Source organism: Sphingomonas quercus (assembly GCF_018863195.1).
Classification (GTDB): Bacteria; Pseudomonadota; Alphaproteobacteria; order Sphingomonadales; family Sphingomonadaceae; genus Solisphingomonas; species Solisphingomonas quercus.
In genome coordinates this window covers 69,251-87,454 of sequence record NZ_JAHKRT010000010.1, presented here as the reverse complement: position 1 = coordinate 87,454, position 18,204 = coordinate 69,251, and the positions used below count along the sequence as shown (strand labels likewise).

Here is an 18,204-nt window from a genome sequence, read left to right as displayed (position 1 = left end):
CCATGCATCTGCCGATCGACCCGCAGGCGTCCGAGGCGCCGATCGTGCCGCTGGCCATGGTCGAGCAGGCGGTGGCGCGCGCCGCCGCCGCGCTCGCCGCCGCCCAGCGCGATGACGGGCATTGGGTGTTCGAACTTGAGGCCGACGCCACCATCCCCGCCGAATATGTGCTGCTCCGCCACTATCTGGGCGAACCGGTCGACGCCGGGCTGGAGGCGAAGATCGGCCGCTATCTGCGGCGCATCCAGTCGGCGGGGCATGACGGCTGGGGGCTGTTCCACGGCGGCGCCTTCGATGTCAGCGCCTCGGTGAAGGCCTATTACGCGCTGAAGATGATCGGCGACCTGCCCGACGCGCCGCACATGGCGCGGGCGCGCGCGGCGATCCTGGCGGCGGGCGGCGCGGCGGCCAGCAATGTCTTCACCCGCATCCAGCTGGCTCTCTACGAGGCGGGGCCGTGGTCGACCGTGCCGACCATGCCGCCGGAGCTGATCCTGCTGCCGCGCTGGTTCCCGATCCACCTCTCGAAAATGTCCTACTGGGCGCGGACGGTGGTGGTGCCGCTGTTGGTGCTTGGGGCGCTGAAGCCGGTGGCGCGCAACCCGCTGGGCGTGAAGGTGGACGAGCTTTACACCGGCCGCCCGGTGAAGGCGGGCAGCAAGGCCGCCGACCGGAAATTCCTGTGGACGGCGGGCTTCACCACGCTGGACCGCCTGCTCAAGGCCGGGGACGGATTGTGGCCGAAGGGCCTCCGCAAGCGGGCGATGCAGGCCTGCGTCGACTTCGTGGTCGAGCGGCTGAATGGCGAGGACGGGCTCGGCGCCATCTATCCCGCCATGGCCAACAGCGTGATGATGTTCGACGCGCTCGGCTATCCGGCCGTTCATCCGGCCCGCGCCGTCGCCCGGCTGTCGGTCGAGAAGCTGCTCGTCATCAAGGAGGACGAAGCCTATTGCCAGCCCTGCGTCTCGCCGGTGTGGGACACGGCGCTCGCCGCTCATGCGATGATGGAGGTCGGCGATCCGCCTGCCGAGGATCGCGCCGCGCGCGCACTTCAGTGGCTTGGGCCGCGACAGGTGCTCGACGTCGAGGGCGACTGGGCGGAGGAGCGGCCGGGCGTGCGGCCGGGCGGCTGGGCCTTCCAGTATAACAACGCCCATTATCCCGATCTCGACGACACCGCCGTGGTGGTGATGGCGATGGACCGGGCACGGGGGCGTGCCGGCGCCGTCCATGACGAGGCGATCGCGCGCGGCGTGGAATGGACGGCGGGCCTCCAGAGCCGCGATGGCGGCTGGGGGGCGTTCGACGCCGACAACAGCTATCATTATCTCAACAACCTGCCGTTTGCCGACCACGGCGCGCTGCTCGATCCGCCGACCGCCGACGTCAGCGCGCGCTGTGTGTCGATGCTGGCGCAGATCGGCGAGGCCGATGGCAGCGCGCGCATGACGGCGGCGCTCGCCTATCTCGATGCGGAGCAGGAGGCGGACGGAAGCTGGTTCGGCCGCTGGGGCGTCAATTATGTCTATGGGACATGGTCGGCGCTATGCGCGCTCAACGCGGCGGGGCGGGGCGGGGATCATCCGTCGGTGGCGAAGGCGGTCGGCTGGCTGAAGTCGATCCAGAACCCGGACGGCGGCTGGGGGGAGGATTGCGAGAGCTACGCGCTCGACTATGCCGGCTACATGCCCGCCCCCTCCACCGCCTCGCAGACAGCCTGGGCACTGCTCGGCCTGATGGCGGCGGGCGAGGTCGAATCGCCCGCGGTGGAGCGCGGCATCGGCTGGCTCGCCCGGCATCAGGACGCCGACGGCCTGTGGGGGCAGGAACAATATACCGGCGGCGGTTTCCCGCGCGTCTTCTATCTGCGCTATCACGGCTATCCGAAATATTTTCCGCTCTGGGCGATGGCGCGATACCGCAATCTGCGTCGCTCCAATGCGCGGCGCGTGGCATGGGGCATGTGATGGCTGGCGCCGTGCCTGAGCCCTCACGCTGAACCCGTTTCCGGGCCCACCTGTCCGGTTTTTGGCGCCGCAGTTCGGGAAGACGTGGATGCGGGAACAGTTTCGGCATGACGCGGGGGTGTTGAGGGTGCGTTCCGCGTGATCCTCATCGCCACTGGCCTCGGGCGCGAGGCACGTATCATGGCTGGTCCGGGCGTGGCCGTCATCGCTGGCGGCGGCGATCTCGCGCGGCTCGAACGAGACATTGAAGCGGCCGTCGGCAATGCGCGCGCCATCCTGTCGAGCGGGCTCGCCGGCGCGCTCGATCCGGCATTGCGGGCCGGCGACATCGTCGTCGACGGCGACGAACGGCTGGTCTCGGCCTTGCGCGGCGCGCTCCCCGGCGCGGTGGCGGGCCGGGTCGTCGGCACCGACAGTCCCGTCGCCAGCGTCGCGGCCAAGGCGGCGCTTCGTCAACGCACAGGCGCGATTGCGGTCGAGATGGAAGGCCATGTCGCCGCGCGGGTCGCGGCGCGCCACGGCCTGCCGTTCGCGACCCTGCGCGCCGTCTCCGACGCGGCCGATCACGCGCTGCCGCCGGCGGCGCTGGCCGGAATGGCGCCGGATGGGCGGATGGCGATCGGCGCGGTGCTGGCGTCGCTCGTCCGCCGGCCGGGACAGCTGCCTGCGCTGATCCGCACCGGCCGCGAGGCGGAGCGGGGGTTTCGCGCCCTATTCCGCTGCTACCGCGTCCTTGGCGTCATGGATGTCGTTGAGCATGCGCTGGACATGGCCTGAAAAGACGAACTCGGCCGGACGCTGCTGCGACAGGTCGATCTCCGGGGCCATCGGGCCTTCGGTCTTCACCCCGCGCAGCGCGACCAGAGCCGCCTTGATCGGGTGGCGCACAGTGTCCTTCACGGCCGTCGCCTCGAAGCCGGAATGGACCATGCAATTGGCGCATTTCTCATAATTGCCGACGCCGTATTTATCCCATTCGGTGGCGTCCATCAGCTCCCTGAAGCTCTTCACATAGCCTTCGCCGAGCAGGTAGCAGGGCTTTTGCCAGCCGAACACGGTGCGCGTCGGATTGCCCCAGGGCGTGCATTTGTAGGTCTCGTTGCCGGCGAGGAAATTGAGGAACAGGGTGGATTGGCTGAATGGCCATTTCCGCCCGCCATTGCCGCGGGCGAGGATGCCGCGGAACAGCTGCCTGGTCTTCTCGCGGTTGAGGAAATGCTCCTGATCGGGCGCGCGCTCATAGGCGTAGCCGGGCGACAACGTGATGCCGTCGAGGCCGAGCGCCGTCACCGTGTCGAGGAAGGCCGCCGTCCGCTCCGGATCGGCGTCGTTGAACAAGGTGGTGTTGATGCTGACCCGGAAGCCCTTCGACTTGGCGAGGCGGATCGCCTCCACCGCTGTCTCGTAAACCCCGTCCTGGCTGACGGCGCGATCGTGCATGCCCTTGTCGCCGTCGAGATGGATCGACCAGGTGAAGCCGGGATCGGGCGTATAATCGTCGATCTTCTTCTTCAGGAGCAGCGCGTTGGTGCAGAGGATGACGAACTTCTTGCGGGAGAGGAAGCCCTGCACGATCTTCGGCATCTCGCGGTGGAGCAGCGGCTCGCCACCGGCGATCGAGACGACGGGCGCGCCGCATTCGTCGATCGCCTCCATGCACTCGTCATAGCTGAGCCGCTTGTTGAGGATCGGATCGGGATAGTCGATCTTGCCGCAGCCCGAGCAGGCGAGGTTGCAGCGGAACAACGGCTCCAGCATCAGCACCAGCGGGTAGCGCTTGGCGCCGCTGAGGTGCTTGCCGACGATATAGCGGCCGATCCGCAGGACTTGCGAGGCGGGGATACCCATGAAACCAATCCTGTCTTCTCAAGCGGCCGTCAGGCTCGGAGATGAAACGCTTTTGAGCTCGGGCGGAAGGCTGAACTCGATATTCTCCTCCACGCCATCGAGCGAGGAGATTTGAACCGGGCCGATGCGGCGCAAGGCGGCGATCACCGTCTCGACCAGCTCGTCCGGCGCGGACGCGCCCGCAGTGAGGCCGACCTTGTCGACGCCGGCCAGCCACGCCGGATCGAGCGCATCGCCATCCGCGACGAGATGGCTCGGCACGCCCATCTCGACGCCGATCTCGCGCAGGCGATTGGAGTTGGAGCTGTTCGCCGAGCCCACGACCAGCAGCAGGTCGACGACCCGACAGAGATCGCGCACTGCGGTCTGGCGGTTCTGGGTGGCGTAGCAGATGTCGGATACGTCCGGGCCGACGACGTCCGCGAAGCGGGCATGGAGCGCGGCGATGACGCCGCGGGTATCGTCCACGCTTAGCGTCGTCTGGGTGACATAGGCGACAGGGGTGTCGGCGGCGAGATCGAGCGCGTCGACATCCTCGGCGGTGGAGACGAGGTGGATCGGCCCGTCGATCTGGCCCATCGTGCCGATCACCTCGGCGTGGCCCTCATGACCGATCAGCACCAGGGTGCGCCCCATCTTCATGTAGCGCCGGCCCTGCACATGCACCTTGGTGACCAGCGGGCAGGTCGCGTCAAGCACCGGCAGGCCGCGTTCGCGCGCCTCGTCCTGCACGGAACGGGCGACGCCATGGGCGCTGAAGATGGTCAGCGCGCCCTGGGGCACATCGGCCAGATCCTCGACGAAGATCGCGCCCTTGCTGCGCAGCTTGTCGACGACGTGGCGGTTATGAACGATCTCGTGGCGGACATAGACGGGGGCCTTGTGCATATCGAGCGCACGCTCGACGATCTCGATGGCGCGGACGACGCCGGCACAAAAGCCGCGTGGCTGAGCGAGAATGACGTGCACGAACTTCTCCTGGACCGCGGCTGAAACAATGCCCCCACTGGTTCGCCGGCTTCGTGACATCCCTCCTGTACCCGGTGACCTTGACGACCCTGGGCAAGGTCAGGACATAGCGGCCCGACGCCTCCCGAAAAAGATGCAAAGCGGTACAAAATTCATCGGCCGGCGAATTGGACCGGAGCCGTTGCAATCATGCCCGCTCCCGCCCATCTCCGGCAGGGCCGGGATGGACCCGGCCGGCGGGCGGCGATAAGGCCCCGGGCACGGAAGCGGAATCGGATATGCGGCCAATCCTCGCCTTCACCCTTTTCGGCGCGGCGATCCCCGCACTGGCGCAGGCGCAGGCGCCGGATGCGGCGCGCGCGCCCGTGCAGGCGCTGAGCGACGGGCTGATCGGGATCATGCAGGGCGGCCAGAAGATGGGCTTTGCCGGGCGATCGGCGGCGATCGCGCCGATCATCGACCGCAGCTTCGATCTGGCGATGATGACGCGGGTGGCGGTCGGCCCGGCCTGGACGGGGCTGTCGGCGGCCGACCAGGCGGCGCTGGTGGCGGCGTTCCGCAAGATGACGATCGCCGAATATGCCGGCAATTTCGACAGCTTCGGCGGCCAGAAATTCACCATCGACCCCAATGTCGAGGTGCGCGGCGCCGATCGGCTGGTGCGCACCAGCCTCGTCCAGCCGGGCGAGGCGCCGGTGGCGATCGCCTATCGGCTGCGCTCGGGCGCCAATGGCTGGCGGATAGTCGATGTGTTCTACCGCAACGCCATCAGCCAGCTCGCCACCCGGCGCGCCGACTTTTCGCGCGTCATGGCCAATGGCGGCGCCAGGGCCTTGATCGGCCACCTCAACGACCTCGCGGCGAAAGCCGCGGCTTGAGCCTGTTGCCGGCATTGCTGCTGGCGGCGCAGGCCGTGCCGGAGCTGCCGCCGGCCGTCCCCGCGCCCACAGTTGCAGGTCATCGTGAGCGTACCAGAGGCGATCCGCTGGAAGGCTTCAACCGCGACATGTTCTCCGTCCATCAGGCGGTGGACAAGGCGGTATTGCGGCCGGCGGCGATGGGCTATCGGACGGTGGTGCCGAAGCCGGTGCGCGCCGGCTTGCGCCATTTCTTCTCCAACCTCGGCGAGCCGATCGTCTTTCTGAACGACCTGCTCCAGCTCCGGCCGGGGCGCGCCTTGCGCACTTTCGGGCGGTTCACGATCAACAGCACCCTGGGCGTCGGCGGGCTGATCGACGTCGCCAAGGGCGAGGGGCTGCCGCATCGCGCCAACGGCTTCGGCGGCACCTTCGCTTATTATGGGGTGAAGCCGGGCCCTTATATCTTCGTGCCGCTGATCGGGCCGACTACGCTGCGCGATCTGATCGGCGGGCAGGGCGACAACGCGCTGTTGCCGGTAGCGGTCGGAACGCCGTTCGACACGTGGCAATATCAGGTGACACAGGGCGTGACGGTCGGCCTCGACACGCGCGCCGAGGTGGACGCAGAGTTGCGGGCGCTGTTCCAGGGCGCGGTCGATCCCTACGCAACCTTGCGCTCCGTCTATCTGCAGAATCGGGCGAGCGAGATCGCCACTCTGAAGGCCAGGGGCCGGGGCATCGCCGCGCCGGACGATATCCAGCTCGACGAGCTGGACGACCCCGGCGCCCAGCCCGCGGCGCCCGAGCCTGAGAAAAAGCCTTAGCGCCGCCGGGATGATCTCCGTCCGCCCCTGACAGCCGTTCGACAGGCTCAGCGGCTGGCCGGGGGGAACGGCATCGGCCGGATGTCGCCCTTGCGCCGGGGCGGGCCGAGCAGCGCCGGCTCGAAGATCAGCGCGCAGACCAGGGTCCAGGCGAGCGAGATCATCAGAATCTTGCCCATGCTCGCCGTCCCGGGGTGATGGGAAAGCCACAGGCTGCCGAACGCCGTGCCGGTGGCGAGCGCGCTGAACAGGACGGCGCGGGCAAGGCTCGATTGCAGGAGCGCGGTGGCGCCCCCTCGCCACGCCATGACGAAATAGATGTGGAACGCCACCCCCACCCCGAACAACAGGGGAAAGGCGATGATGTTGGCGAAGTTGATCGGCTGGCCGATGATCACGCAGGTGCCGAGCGTGAGGAACCCGGACAGCACCACCGGCGCCAGCGTGAAGGCCACCTCGCGCACGTCGCGCAACACGAGGAAGAGCAACAGGCTGACCAGCGCCAGCGCGATAAGCCCGGCCTGGATGAACGCGCCGGCGACGGTGCCGGCCGCGGCCTGGGTGGCGACGGGCAAGCCGGAAATCGCCGGCGTGACGGCGGCGACGGCGGCGCGGAAGCGGGTGATGACGCGATTGTCATTGCCGTCGCCCTTCGGGAAGACCTGCATGCGGACGCGGCCGTCCGGCGCGATCCAGTCCCGCCGCAGATCGGCCGGCAAGCTATCCAGCGTCACCGGCTGGGCGCCCAGCGCCGCGCGGGTCTGGCCGAGCATCACCTTCAGAGGCTGGCTGAGCATGGCGCTGACCGCGGCGCGGGTGGCGGGGCCGGCGGCGGCGAGACGCTGGAGCGCGTCGGCCAGCCGCACGGCGTCGGCGGCACCCTTGCCGGGCGCTCCGGCGGCCGCCGCGCGGAGCCGCGCCGCGAGCCCCGGAAGCGGGGCGGCGAGCGCCTCGTCGGCGGCGGGCGGCGCGGTCTCGAAGGGGTTGAGGGTGAGATCGAGCAGCATCGACGCATCGCCGATCAGCGCGAGCTTGGCGGGCTGATCCTCCGGCACGAAGCTGTCGAGGGTGACGACCTGCCCGACCTCGGGCAGCGCCGTCAGGCGCGCGGCGAGGGCATGCGCCTCGACCGGATCGCGGGCGAGGACGTCGATGGTGTTGGGCGTGCGATCGGGATCGCGGGTGAGATCCGCGAGCGCGCGCATCGCCGGGGCGTGCGGGTCGCGCAGGTGGAGCGGGTTGAAATCGAAGCGGACCAGCGGCAGCAGCGCGATGCTGACCGCCATCGACAGCGCAAACGCCCATAGCACGGCGGCGCGGCGGCGCTCGAGGAAGCGATCCACCGGCGCCATGCCTGCAAACCCGACCTCGCGCCTCGGCGGCCCGGGGGGCAGGACCATGACCAGCGCCGGGAGGAGGGTCAGGCTGAAGGCGAGGGCGACGATCATGCCGAGGCCCGCGATCACGCCGAGTTCGGCGATGCCGACATAAGCGGTCGGCAGGAAGGCGCCGAAACCGAGGAAAATCGCGCCCGCCGCGAGCAACAGCGGCGCGCCGAGCGCGGCAGCGGCGGCGCGGAGCGCGGTGGCCGGATCGGCGCCGCCTGCGCGCTCGGCATTGAAGCGCACGCAGATCTGGATGCCGAAATCGACGCCGAGCCCGACGAACAGGGGAATGAAGGCCACCGAGATCAGATTGAACCGTCCGACCGCCGCCAGCCCGATCGCACAGGTCACGACCAGCCCGGCGACGATCGTGGCGAGGATGATCGCGACCAGCCGCACCGAGCGCACCGCGAACCACAAGGTCGCGAGCATGGCGAGCAGCATGACGAGGCCGACCAGCCCCATATTCTCCGAGAGGGTGGCGAACTCCTCGTCCGCAAGCGGCACTTCGCCGGTCAGGCGGATGGTGACGCCGTGGGCGGGATCGAGGCCGAGTTCACGGGCGGCGGCGTCGACGGCGCCGGCCGCCGCCTCGCCGGGCATGAGGGCGGTGTGATCGAGCACCGGCTGGGCAAGGATGAGGCGGCGGAGCGGCGGGCGGGTGGCGCCGTGATCACCGGCAAACAGCGCCTGCCACGAGAAGAAAGCGGGCCTGCCGGCGAGCTTGGCGTCGATGGCGTCGGCGAGCGCGCGCACCGGCCTGTCGATACGATCGAGGGTGGCGTCGCCATGCTCGACGCCGTCCAGCATCGCCCCGAGCGCGGTGAGGGTGCCGCCGAGACCTGGGTCGGCGGCAAGCGGGCCGAGCAGCGGCTGGGCGTCGACGAGCGCGGCGGTCGCCGCCCGCACTTCGCCGGTGGAGGCGAAGAGCAGACCTTCGCTGTTGAAGAAGGCGCCGCCGTCCGGGCGGGTGACTCGGCGGAAATGTCGCTTGTCAGCCGCGAGCCGCTCGGCGAGGCGGGCGGCGCCGTCCTCGGCAAGCTCGGGCGTGGCTCCGTCGATGACGATCAGCGTGGCGTCGCGCAGTTGCGGGAAGGCATTTTCCATCGCGCGTTCCTGGCGGCGCCAGTCGACGTCCGGCGAGATCAGCGCGGCGGTGTCGGTAGTCATGTCGAAATGACCCGACGCAAAGACGATGCCGGCCAGCGTCAGCGCAAGCGCGAGGCCGATGGTGAGCCAGGGCCGCGCGATACTGGCGGCGACGATGCGGGAGACGAGGCGCAACGGCTCAGCGCGCGGTTGGGCCGGAAGGGCCGCTGAAATAGCGCATCCGGAACGTGATCGCCTGCGCGGCCGGCCCCTGATCGAAAGCAGCATCGGCGAATTTCGGCGGGGCGAGGCGGATCGGCGCGTCGTTGGAAAAGCCGACGCCCTCGGTGGGAATGCCGATGAGGTTGCGGTCGGCCTTGCCGTTGCGATTCTCGTCGTGGAAGGCCTGGGCCGCGTAATGGCCGGGGGGAAGATCGGCGATCGTCACCACTGTCGTGCCGGCGGTGGCCGGCGCCTCGGCCGACCAGGGACAGCCATCCTTGAGGAATTTCGCCTCGGGGCAGATGTCGACATGCACCGTGCCGGTCGCGTCGCGGACGTTGGTGACGCGGATTTCGAGCGGCGCCGCAGGGGCGGCCGTGGCGGCGAGCGCGAGCAGCGACGGGAGGAAGCGGGCCATGCGCTATTCCTAGGTTCTGTCGGGCGCTTCGTCATGCTGAAACAAGTTCGTCATGACGGGCTGCCGACTTGATCGGTCTCCACCGGGCGCGGCGGCCCTTCCTCGCGCGCGCGTGGGGAATTCGCGGGTCCATTCGTGCTGCATTTGCGAAGGCCGGGGGAACGATTGAGGGATTTCGGCCATTTGTCCGTTACCCCGAGAAAGGATTTGCATGAGCCTGTCGCCGCCGCCGACCGACCTTCCCGATCGCCTCAGCCTGTTCCTCGATTTCGACGGGACGTTGGTGGAGATGGCGCCACGGCCCGATGCCGTGGCGGTCGATGCTGGTTTGCAGACGTTGATGGGCACGCTGTCCGCACGTCTGGACGGGCGGCTGGCGGTGGTCAGCGGCCGGTCGGTGGCGCGCATCCGGCAGTTCTTCGGCATCGCCGGCTTCGCGATCGGCGGCAGCCACGGCGTCGAGATGGCGTGGCCGGACGGGCGCAATGTCGCGCCCGGAGAGCCGCGGTGGCGCCAGCGGGTCATCGCGCAGGTCACCCCCTTTGCCGAGTCCCATCCCGGCGTGCTGGTGGAGGTGAAGCCGTTCGGCGTGGCGCTGCATTACCGACTGGCGCCGGAGGCCGGCCCGGCCGTGCACGCTCTGGCCGACGAGCTGGCGGCGGCGGACGGGCTTCGCCTCCAGCACGGCAAGATGATGGTCGAGCTGCGCGAGGCGGGCGCCGACAAGGGCGACGCGGTCCGCGCCTTCATGGCCGAGCCGGCGATGGCCGCGGGCGTGCCCTTCTTCCTCGGCGACGACCTCACCGACGAATCGGCCTTCGCGGCCGTGGCGGAACTCGGCGGGGCGGGTGTGCTGGTCGGCCCGGAACGCAGGACGGCGGCGCGCTATCGCCTGCCCGACGTCGCGGCGGTGCATGGCTGGCTGGAGGCGCTGGCGGGAGTGGCGGCATGACGACGACGCTCGATCTCTGGCCGATCGGCAATTGCCAGGTGAGTGCGCTGGTCGATCGCGCCGGCCGCTTCGTGTGGGCCTGCGTGCCGCGGGTCGACGGCGATCCCCTGTTCTCTGCCTTGCTCGGCGGCGAGGATCCCGCGGGCGACGAGGGCTTTGGTTTCTGGGAGATCGCCCTCGAGGACGGGGTGACGATCGAGCAGCATTATATTCGCAACACGCCGGTACTGGTCAGCCGGCACAGCGACGCTGCCGGCAATGCCATCGAGGTGATTGATTTTTGCCCGCGCTTCCAGCGGCTGGGGCGGAGCTACCGCCCGGTCGCCTTCGCGCGGATCGTGCGGCCCGTGGCGGGCAGCCCGCGTATCCGCGTGCGGCTGCGCCCGACCTGCAACTGGGGGCGGCCGTGCGGCCAGTTCGTCGGTGGCTCCAACCATATCCGCTATGTGACCGGCGACGTGACGCTGCGGCTGACGACGACCGCGGCGGTCGGGCTGATCGAGGCGGAGCGTGTGTTCCGCGTCGAGCGGCCGCTGCACTTCTTCCTCGGCCCGGACGAGGGCTTTTCGGGCGACGTCGCCGCAACGCTCGACCAGATGCTCGCCCAGACGATCGACGAATGGCAGCATTGGGTGCGCGGCCTCGCCATCCCGCTGGAGTGGCAGGAAGTGGTGATCCGCTCGGCGATCGCGCTCAAGCTGTGCCAGCATGAGGAGACCGGCGCGATCGTCGCCGCGCTGACCACGTCGATCCCCGAGCATGCCGGGTCGCAGCGCAACTGGGACTATCGCTATTGCTGGATCAGGGATGCCTATTACACGGTGCAGGCGCTCAACCGGCTCGGCGCGCTCGACGTCCTCGAGACCTATCTCGGCTATCTGCGCAACATCGTCGACGCGGCGCGCGGCGGCCATATCCAGCCGCTCTACGGCGTGCTCGGCGAGGCCGTGCTGGAAGAGCGGATCGAGGAGGCGCTGCCCGGCTATCGCGGCATGGGACCGGTGCGGGCCGGCAATGCCGCCTACACCCAGGTCCAGCATGACGCCTATGGCCAGATCGTGCTGTGCAACGTGCAGGCCTTTGTCGACCAGCGGCTCTATCGCATCGCCGGGATCGAGGATTTCCACGCCCTCGAAAAGGTGGGCGAGCGCGCCTGGCAGTTCCACGACCAGCCCGACGCCGGGCTGTGGGAGCTGCGCACACGGCAGAGCGTCCACACCTATTCGTCGGCGATGTGCTGGGCGGCCTGCGATCGGCTGGCCAACGCGGCCGAGGCGCTGGGCCTGGAGGAGCGCCGGCAGTTCTGGGCGGCGCGCGCCGCCGATATCCGCCAGCGCATCGTCGCCGCAGCGTGGCGGCCGGACACCAACCGGATGTCGGCGACCTTCTCCGGCGACGATCTCGACGCCAGCCTGATCCAGCTGCTCGACCTGCGCTTCCTGGCGCCGGACGATCCGCGTTTCCGCGGCACGCTCGAGGCGGTGGAGCAGGGGCTGCGGCGCGGCTCGCACATGCTGCGCTATGCCACCGAGGATGATTTCGGCCTGCCCCAGACGGCGTTCAACGTGTGCACCTTCTGGCTGATCGAGGCCTTGCACCTCACCGGCCGCAGCGACGATGCGCGGGCTCTGTTCACGGAGGTTCTGGAACGGCGTACCGCATCCGGCTTGCTCTCCGAGGACATCGACCCCAGCACGGGCGAGCTGTGGGGCAATTATCCGCAGACCTATTCCCTCGTCGGCATGATCAACTGTGCCGCGCTGCTCAGCAAACCCTGGAGCGCCATCCGATGAGCCGCCTGATTGTCATCTCCAACCGCGTCTCCGCGCCGCGCGGATCGCATTCCGGCGCGCAGGGCGGGCTTGCCGTCGCGCTGTCGGCGGCGTTGCGCGAGCATCGCGGCATCTGGTTCGGCTGGTCCGGCGACATCACCGACCAGTTCACCGGCCATATCAACTTCCAGCGCGAGGAGGATGTGACCACCGCCACGATCGACCTGGAGGAGCAGGACGTCGAGGAATATTATAACGGCTACGCCAATCGCACGCTGTGGCCGCTCTTCCATTACCGCATCGACCTTGCGGAATATGAGCGCGGGTTCGCCGGCGGCTATCAGCGGGTCAACGAGCGCTTCGCCGAGACGGTGTTCCCGCTGATCGAGGCGGACGACGTGGTGTGGATCCAGGATTACCACCTGTTGCCGCTCGGCACCGAGCTGCGCCGCCGCAACGTCACCAACCGGATCGGCTTCTTCCTCCACATCCCGTGGCCGCCGCGCCGCCTGCTGTCGACCCTGCCGGAGGCGGACGAACTGGCGCGCGGCCTGTTCGCCTACGACGTGATCGGTTTCCAGACCGAGGAGTGGCTGGAGGCGTTCCGCGACTTCGTCTCCAAGGAGATGGGCGCGGAGATCGACGGCGACGATGTCATCCTCGACGGCCGGCGGGTAACGGCGATCGCGTGCCCGATCGGCATCGACGCGGCCGAGTTCCGCGCGCTTGCCGGCAGCACGAGGGCACGGCTGGCCTTTCGGCGGATGCGGGACAGCGCCGTCGGGCGGGACATGATCATCGGCGTCGACCGGCTCGATTATTCGAAGGGACTGGAAGAGCGTTTCCTCGGATATGAACGGTTTCTCCGCGAGCATCCGGAGGAGTGCAAGGAGGTCTTCCTGCTCCAGATCGCGCCGCCGTCGCGCGGCGATGTGAGCAGCTATCGCAAGATCCGCACCACGCTGGAAGGGCTTTCCGGCCGCATCAACGGCGCCTTCGCCGACCTCGACTGGGTGCCGATCCGCTATGTGAACCGTGGCTATTCGCGCGACGAGCTGGCCGGCGTCTATCGCGCCGCCAGGATCGGCCTGGTCACGCCGCTCCGCGACGGCATGAACCTTGTCGCCAAGGAATATGTCGCCGCCCAGGATCCGGAAGACCCCGGCGTGCTGATCCTGTCGCGCTTCGCCGGCGCCGCGCAGCAGCTGAGCGAGGCCGTGCTCGTCAATCCCTACAGTGCCGAAGAACTATCCGACGCGATCATGCTGGCGCTGCGCATGCCGCGTGACGAGCGCGTGCGCCGCTGGCGGGCGATGATGGATAATATCGAGGAGCAGGACGTGCTGTGGTGGCGCCAGCGGTTCACGGATTCGCTGATGTCGGCAAAGCGGCTGCAGGACGCCTGATCTTCCCCGGGATGAGCTGGGGAGAGACCTAAAGCTGCTCGCAGACCGAGACGCGGTTCCGCCCCGCGGCCTTGGCCCGATAGAGTTCCGCATCGGCGAGCGGCAACAGATTGGCGAGCCGCGCCGCCTCGCTGTCCGCGTGGTGAACGAGGCCGATGCTGATCGTCACCTTGAGCGGCGCCTTTCCGGGGTCGGCGATGGCGTGACCTTCGACAGCAAGGCGCAGCCGCTCGGCCATGGCCATCGCGCTGTCGCGGTCGATATCGAAGAGGGTGATCGCGAACTCCTCGCCGCCGAGGCGCCCGAACAGGTCCGACTTGCGCAGTTCCTGCCCGATCGCCGTGGTGACGCCGATGAGCACCGCGTCACCGGCGGCGTGCCCGTGGAGATCGTTGAAGCGCTTGAAGTGATCGATGTCGATCATCATCACCGCCACGCCCCGCGCCGCCTGCACCGGGCGGTTGAGCATCCGGGTGGTGCGATCGAGATAGGCGTGACGGGCGAGCACGCGGGTCAGGCTGTCGAGGCTGTTCGCGCGATCCAGGCGCTCGATCAGCTCCTTGCGGGCGATGGTGATGCTCGACACGGTGAGCGGGCCGATCGTGATCAACGCGATACCGAGGCGGAACGAGATCGTGTCGGCCAGCATGCCGGGGTGATCGGCGGTGACCAGCAGGCCGAGCGACTGGGCGCTCATCATCGTCACGCTGAACGTCAGCATCAGCAGGCTCATCGGAAACAGCCCGTAGGACAGCGAGCACCACAGCAGCGCCGGCACCGGGAAGGCGATGGCGCCGGCCCCGCCGACGAGAATCGCCGCGGTGATCGACACCGCCAGCACCGCCAGCGGCGCGATCCGCTCGCGATCGGACGCGATGCGCCGCACCGCCTCGGTGGAACGGCGGGTGAGATCATGGGGCACCGCGAGCAGCACCGGCAGGATGATCGCGTAATTGCAGAACTCCGTCGCGAACCAGAAGGCGAAACCCAGCGGCAGCGACTGGCCGATCATCTCCGCCGCGAGGCTGCCGCCGACGATCGTCGAGGCGAGTGCGGCGGCGGTGCAGATCAGCAGCAGATAAAGGGTGGAAAGCGGCCGGCGCAGCGCCCGATCCTCGGCATCCAGCGAGCGCAGCAGCAGATAGCCGGTGACCACCCCCATGAGATTGGCGACGGTCATGAAGATGTTCTGGACGAAGCTGTCGCCGGTGACATGGCCGGCCAGCATCAACCCGGACGCCGCCGCCAGCCAGTTTGCCGGGCGGGCGAGATCGCGCCTGCGCACGAACAGGCCGAGCAGCAGCGCGTTGACCGGCCAGATCGCGGCGAGCAGGCCCAGGGGCCGCGTCACGATGCCGAATAGCGCGGCGAAGAAGACGAGCGCCGCCACCGCCAGCGCGGCAACGACCCCAAGGCCCTCATCGCGGGCGTTGCCTGTCGAGGTTCGTCCGAAAGCCCCCATCTCAGGGCAAGTCTAGCCAATCAGATTCATGTTTTCGCTGTCTTTTTTTACGTATTATCTGTCCCGTTCGGGGACTTGGGGGGGCGGGTCCGCGCCGCTCAGATGACGATATCGCCTTCCTCGGAACGGGCGATCATGCGGCCGATGGATTCGAACAGCACCTTCATTGACACGGGCTTCATGATCACGTCGTCGGCGCCCTGTTCCAGGCAATGCTGCTGGATGTTGAGCGCGGTGTCGGCGGTGACGACGATGACCGGGATGCTGCCCTTGGCATCGGTGCGTGCGCGGAGCTGGCGGATCGCGGTCAGCCCGTCCATGCCCGGCATGCGCAGATCCATCAGCACTACGTCATAATCGCCCTCGACGATCATGCGCAGCCCCGTCTCGGCATTGTCGGCCTCGTCCATCGTCGCGCCCGCCACGCGCAGCATGTCCTTGACCACGCGCCGGTTCATTGCGTCGTCTTCAATGAACAGCACCTGCATCAGAGCATTCCCTTCGTACGCATTTTCCCCGATTCAAGGACTATAGACAACATCACGCTGCCTTTGCCTTTGTAGAGAGGGGAGCGAGCAGACGGAGCAGCGCCTGACCGGAGACCGGCTTGACCATCAGCTGGGTCGCGCCGGCTTGTTTCAGATCGGTGGGATCGTCCGGCCCGGGGGTCGGATGGAGGAGCGTGATCGGCGCACCGCGCGACATATCGCACAGATCACGCAGCGTCATCACCAGTTCCCCGGGCTCGACCAGACCTTCGCCATCGACGAGGATCGCGGCATAACGTTCCGCATCCAGCGCCGAAATCGCCTCGCGCACGTCCTCGACCGCGACGACGCGCGGGAATGCCTTGGCGAGCAGCGCGCTGAGCACGCTGCGGGTCAGCGGATTTGCCTCGATGAGGAGGATCGCGTCGGGCTCGCCATCCTTGTCGCGGCGGCCGGCAAAGCCTTCGGCCCGCTTGAGCGGCAGCATTATCGTGAAGGCCGAGCCCTCGCCGAGCACGCTTTCCAGCGTCACCGAACCGCCCATCGCATCGACGATCTGCCGGCAGATGGTGAGGCCGAGGCCGGTGCCGCCGAACTGGCGGGTGGTGCCGCCATCGACCTGGCGGAAGGATTCGAAGATGTCGGCGAACTTGTCCTCGGGGATGCCGATGCCGGTATCGGCAACGGTGATGGCCAGCATCTCCGGATCGCCGGGCAGGACGCGAGCGCACAGCCCGACCGAGCCCTTGTCGGTGAATTTGACCGCGTTCGACATGAGGTTGAACACTACCTGCCGCAGCCGCGCCTCGTCGGTGACGATGCCGTCCGGCGTGTCACCCAGATCGAGGGTGACGGCGACGTTCTTGGCGGCGCCGTGGTCCGCCCACAGCTGGACGGCGTGGCGCAGAATCTCGTGCAGGCTGGCCGGCGCGCTCTCGATGGTGAGGTTGCCGGTCTCCATCTTCGCGACATCGAGCAGGTCGTCGACCAGCGCGCGCATCGTCTCGCCGGCGTTGTGCACCAGCTTGATGCGGTCGTGCAGGCCCGGCTCGACGCTGCGATCCGCGAGGATCACCTGGGTCATGCCGAGAATGCCGTTCAGCGGCGTGCGGATCTCGTGGCTGGTGGTGGCGAGGAATTCGGTCTTGGCCCGCAGCGCCTTTTCCAGCGCGACATTGGCGGTGCTCAGGCTGGCATTGGCGTCGCGCGTCTCGTTGCGGCTGCGGCGAATCGAGAAGAAGGCGATCAGGCTGAGGCCGGACACGATCACCGCGATGCCGAGCGCGCCGGTGATCAGCGTGGTACGCAGCCGCGCCCGCGATACGGCGAGCTTGGCGTCGCGCTCAATCTGGCCGGCCTTGAGCGAGGTGATGCGCATATTCTGGTTGGCGAAGTCGAATCGAGCCGCCATCAGCGCGGCGCTGGTCGAGGTGGTCAGCTCGCGCGCACGATCGTCCAGCCGCTTGAAGATTTCGAAATGGGCGAGCGCCTGGCGCTCGTCACCGCTGCGCTTGTAGATTTCATAGGCGGTCTTCTGGAACTCGCGGAACGCCGGCTCGTCATTGGCGCCGGGCGCCTGCATGGTGCGCTGGATCAGTGCCCGGGCACGCGGAAGATCGCCGTGCATGACGGCGCTCTTCGCCGCCACGCCCCACAAGAACGGGCTGATCCCGCCATCGCCCCGGGTCCCGAGCTGCATCGCCCGGGCGATGGCGAGATCACCATCAGCGAGGCGGCCGGCGGCAAGCTGGGTCCAGGCAAGGTTTTCCAGGATCTCCTGCTCGAACGCCGGGGCCCTGGCCTCGCGAGCAAGATCGAGGGCGCGCTTGAATTCCTGCTCGGCGCGATCGAGCCGGCCCAGCTCGCGCCACGCGCGGCCGATATTGTTATGGGCGGTGGCGGTGAGCATGGGGTCGCCGCCATAGGCCTCGTTCGCCTGCTCGTAATAGCGCAGCACCCGCTCATATTCGCCGGCGTCGGTGTAGATGATGCCGATATTCTGCAGCGCCATCGCCTGTCCGCGCGGCTCGCCGGCGGCGCGATAGATTTCGAGGGCCTGCTGGAAATCCCGCAACGCCTCCGACACCCGCCCGGAAATGGTATCAGCGGTGCCCTTGGCGCGCATCAGGTCGCCATGGAGCTTGGTGTTGGGTGCGCGCCGGGCGACGATCGCCAGCGCCTTTTCGAGGACCGGCGTCGCCTCGACGACACGATTGAGTCGGGTCAGGGCCTCGCCCTCCAGCCACCCTGCGGTAGCCAGCGCGATCTCGGGGGAGGGGGCGGAGGGCGCGAGCGCCCCGGCCTCGCGAGCGCGGCCGAGCGCGGCGGCCGGATCGGCCATCATCGCCTGCTTGGCGGCGGCGATAAGAGCATCGAACGAGGAGGGAGCGGCCTGTCGTGCGGCGGGCACATCGGCGGCCTGCGCGCCGCTCAGGACGAGCGGCGCACAGATTGCCGAGAAAAGCGCCAATATTTCCGGGACGTAACGCACCAATGCCTCTCCCCGCCACGGGAATGAGCATGGCACAACACGGCTAAG

The 18,204-nt window shown here is 68.5% G+C and carries 14 protein-coding genes; 7 read left to right on the top strand and 7 right to left on the bottom strand.

Translation table 11 applies throughout. The features are described from left to right. Positions 1–2 precede the first annotated feature (2 nt). A complete protein-coding gene (gene shc, locus KOF26_RS16445) occupies positions 3–1,970 on the top strand; it encodes a squalene--hopene cyclase (RefSeq protein ID WP_435876870.1) in 1,968 nt (655 codons plus the stop codon). A 138-nt stretch (positions 1,971–2,108) separates the two neighbouring features. Beyond that, positions 2,109–2,747 carry a phosphorylase family protein gene (locus KOF26_RS16440; protein ID WP_363182285.1) on the top strand — a complete coding sequence of 213 codons (639 nt, stop codon included), beginning with the start codon at positions 2,109–2,111 and terminating at the stop codon, positions 2,745–2,747. On the opposite strand, the gene hpnH is transcribed toward KOF26_RS16440, so the two are convergent. Both hpnH and ispH read right to left on the bottom strand, forming a co-directional pair. Beyond that, on the bottom strand, positions 2,682–3,818 hold the full coding sequence (gene hpnH / locus KOF26_RS16435) for an adenosyl-hopene transferase HpnH (RefSeq protein WP_216327677.1): 1,137 nt from the start codon (positions 3,816–3,818) through the stop codon (positions 2,682–2,684). The genes KOF26_RS16440 and hpnH overlap by 66 nt on opposite strands. Positions 3,819–3,836: 18 nt before the next feature. Further along, positions 3,837–4,847: a 4-hydroxy-3-methylbut-2-enyl diphosphate reductase gene (ispH, locus tag KOF26_RS16430; RefSeq protein ID WP_216327661.1), complete on the bottom strand. Its 1,011-nt coding sequence runs from the start codon at positions 4,845–4,847 to the stop codon at positions 3,837–3,839. A gap of 218 nt (positions 4,848–5,065) precedes the next feature. Between ispH and KOF26_RS16425 the strand changes: the two genes are divergently transcribed. Beyond that, on the top strand, positions 5,066–5,665 hold the full coding sequence (locus KOF26_RS16425) for an ABC transporter substrate-binding protein (protein ID WP_216327658.1): 600 nt from the start codon (positions 5,066–5,068) through the stop codon (positions 5,663–5,665). Continuing rightward, positions 5,662–6,471, top strand: a complete 810-nt coding sequence (locus KOF26_RS16420; RefSeq protein WP_253201534.1) for an MlaA family lipoprotein — start codon at positions 5,662–5,664, stop codon at positions 6,469–6,471. The genes KOF26_RS16425 and KOF26_RS16420 overlap by 4 nt, the downstream gene beginning before the upstream one ends. Before the next feature lie 47 nt (positions 6,472–6,518). Here KOF26_RS16420 and hpnN read toward each other — a convergent pair whose 3' ends face one another. After that, positions 6,519–9,140, bottom strand: coding sequence for a hopanoid transporter HpnN (gene hpnN / locus KOF26_RS16415; RefSeq protein WP_253201533.1), 2,622 nt, complete (start codon positions 9,138–9,140; stop codon positions 6,519–6,521). Positions 9,141–9,144: 4 nt separating this feature from the next. Then, complete coding sequence (locus tag KOF26_RS16410; protein ID WP_216327651.1) at positions 9,145–9,585, bottom strand: DUF2141 domain-containing protein; 441 nt, start codon at positions 9,583–9,585, stop codon at positions 9,145–9,147. Between the two features lie 211 nt (positions 9,586–9,796). On the opposite strand from KOF26_RS16410, the gene otsB reads away from it, so the two are divergent. From otsB to KOF26_RS16395, 3 genes are read left to right on the top strand one after another with little or no spacing between them, the layout of a single operon-like run. Next, positions 9,797–10,537, top strand: coding sequence for a trehalose-phosphatase (otsB, locus tag KOF26_RS16405; RefSeq protein ID WP_216327648.1), 741 nt, complete (start codon positions 9,797–9,799; stop codon positions 10,535–10,537). After that, complete coding sequence (locus tag KOF26_RS16400) at positions 10,534–12,330, top strand: glycoside hydrolase family 15 protein (protein ID WP_216327646.1); 1,797 nt, start codon at positions 10,534–10,536, stop codon at positions 12,328–12,330. Before otsB ends, KOF26_RS16400 begins: the two co-directional genes overlap by 4 nt. Further along, entirely contained in the window at positions 12,327–13,715 is a 1,389-nt protein-coding gene (locus KOF26_RS16395; protein ID WP_216327643.1) for an alpha,alpha-trehalose-phosphate synthase (UDP-forming), read from the top strand. The genes KOF26_RS16400 and KOF26_RS16395 overlap by 4 nt, the downstream gene beginning before the upstream one ends. 28 nt (positions 13,716–13,743) lie before the next feature. Here KOF26_RS16395 and KOF26_RS16390 read toward each other — a convergent pair whose 3' ends face one another. The 3 genes from KOF26_RS16390 to KOF26_RS16380 all read right to left on the bottom strand — a co-directional run bounded on the left by KOF26_RS16390 (position 13,744) and on the right by KOF26_RS16380 (position 18,156). Then, entirely contained in the window at positions 13,744–15,177 is a 1,434-nt protein-coding gene (locus KOF26_RS16390; RefSeq protein ID WP_216327639.1) for a GGDEF domain-containing protein, read from the bottom strand. A gap of 98 nt (positions 15,178–15,275) precedes the next feature. After that, the gene (locus KOF26_RS16385) at positions 15,276–15,665 is read right to left on the bottom strand and encodes a response regulator (RefSeq protein ID WP_216327636.1); all 390 of its coding nucleotides are present in this window, start codon (positions 15,663–15,665) and stop codon (positions 15,276–15,278) included. A 52-nt stretch (positions 15,666–15,717) separates the two neighbouring features. Continuing rightward, positions 15,718–18,156, bottom strand: a complete 2,439-nt coding sequence (locus KOF26_RS16380; protein ID WP_216327633.1) for an ATP-binding protein — start codon at positions 18,154–18,156, stop codon at positions 15,718–15,720. Positions 18,157–18,204: the final 48 nt, after the last annotated feature.

Excerpts from the sequence above, each read along its gene's own strand:
- ispH (WP_216327661.1), bottom strand. The coding sequence starts at position 4,847 with ATGTCACGAAGCCGGCGAACCAGTGGGGGCATTGTTTCAGCCGCGGTC.
- shc (WP_435876870.1), top strand. The coding sequence starts at position 3 with ATGCATCTGCCGATCGACCCGCAGGCGTCCGAGGCGCCGATCGTGCCG.
- KOF26_RS16385 (WP_216327636.1), bottom strand. The coding sequence starts at position 15,665 with ATGCAGGTGCTGTTCATTGAAGACGACGCAATGAACCGGCGCGTGGTC.
- hpnH (WP_216327677.1), bottom strand. The coding sequence starts at position 3,818 with ATGGGTATCCCCGCCTCGCAAGTCCTGCGGATCGGCCGCTATATCGTC.
- KOF26_RS16400 (WP_216327646.1), top strand. The coding sequence starts at position 10,534 with ATGACGACGACGCTCGATCTCTGGCCGATCGGCAATTGCCAGGTGAGT.
- otsB (WP_216327648.1), top strand. The coding sequence starts at position 9,797 with ATGAGCCTGTCGCCGCCGCCGACCGACCTTCCCGATCGCCTCAGCCTG.
- KOF26_RS16425 (WP_216327658.1), top strand. The coding sequence starts at position 5,066 with ATGCGGCCAATCCTCGCCTTCACCCTTTTCGGCGCGGCGATCCCCGCA.
- KOF26_RS16395 (WP_216327643.1), top strand. The coding sequence starts at position 12,327 with ATGAGCCGCCTGATTGTCATCTCCAACCGCGTCTCCGCGCCGCGCGGA.
- KOF26_RS16390 (WP_216327639.1), bottom strand. The coding sequence starts at position 15,177 with ATGGGGGCTTTCGGACGAACCTCGACAGGCAACGCCCGCGATGAGGGC.
- KOF26_RS16410 (WP_216327651.1), bottom strand. The coding sequence starts at position 9,585 with ATGGCCCGCTTCCTCCCGTCGCTGCTCGCGCTCGCCGCCACGGCCGCC.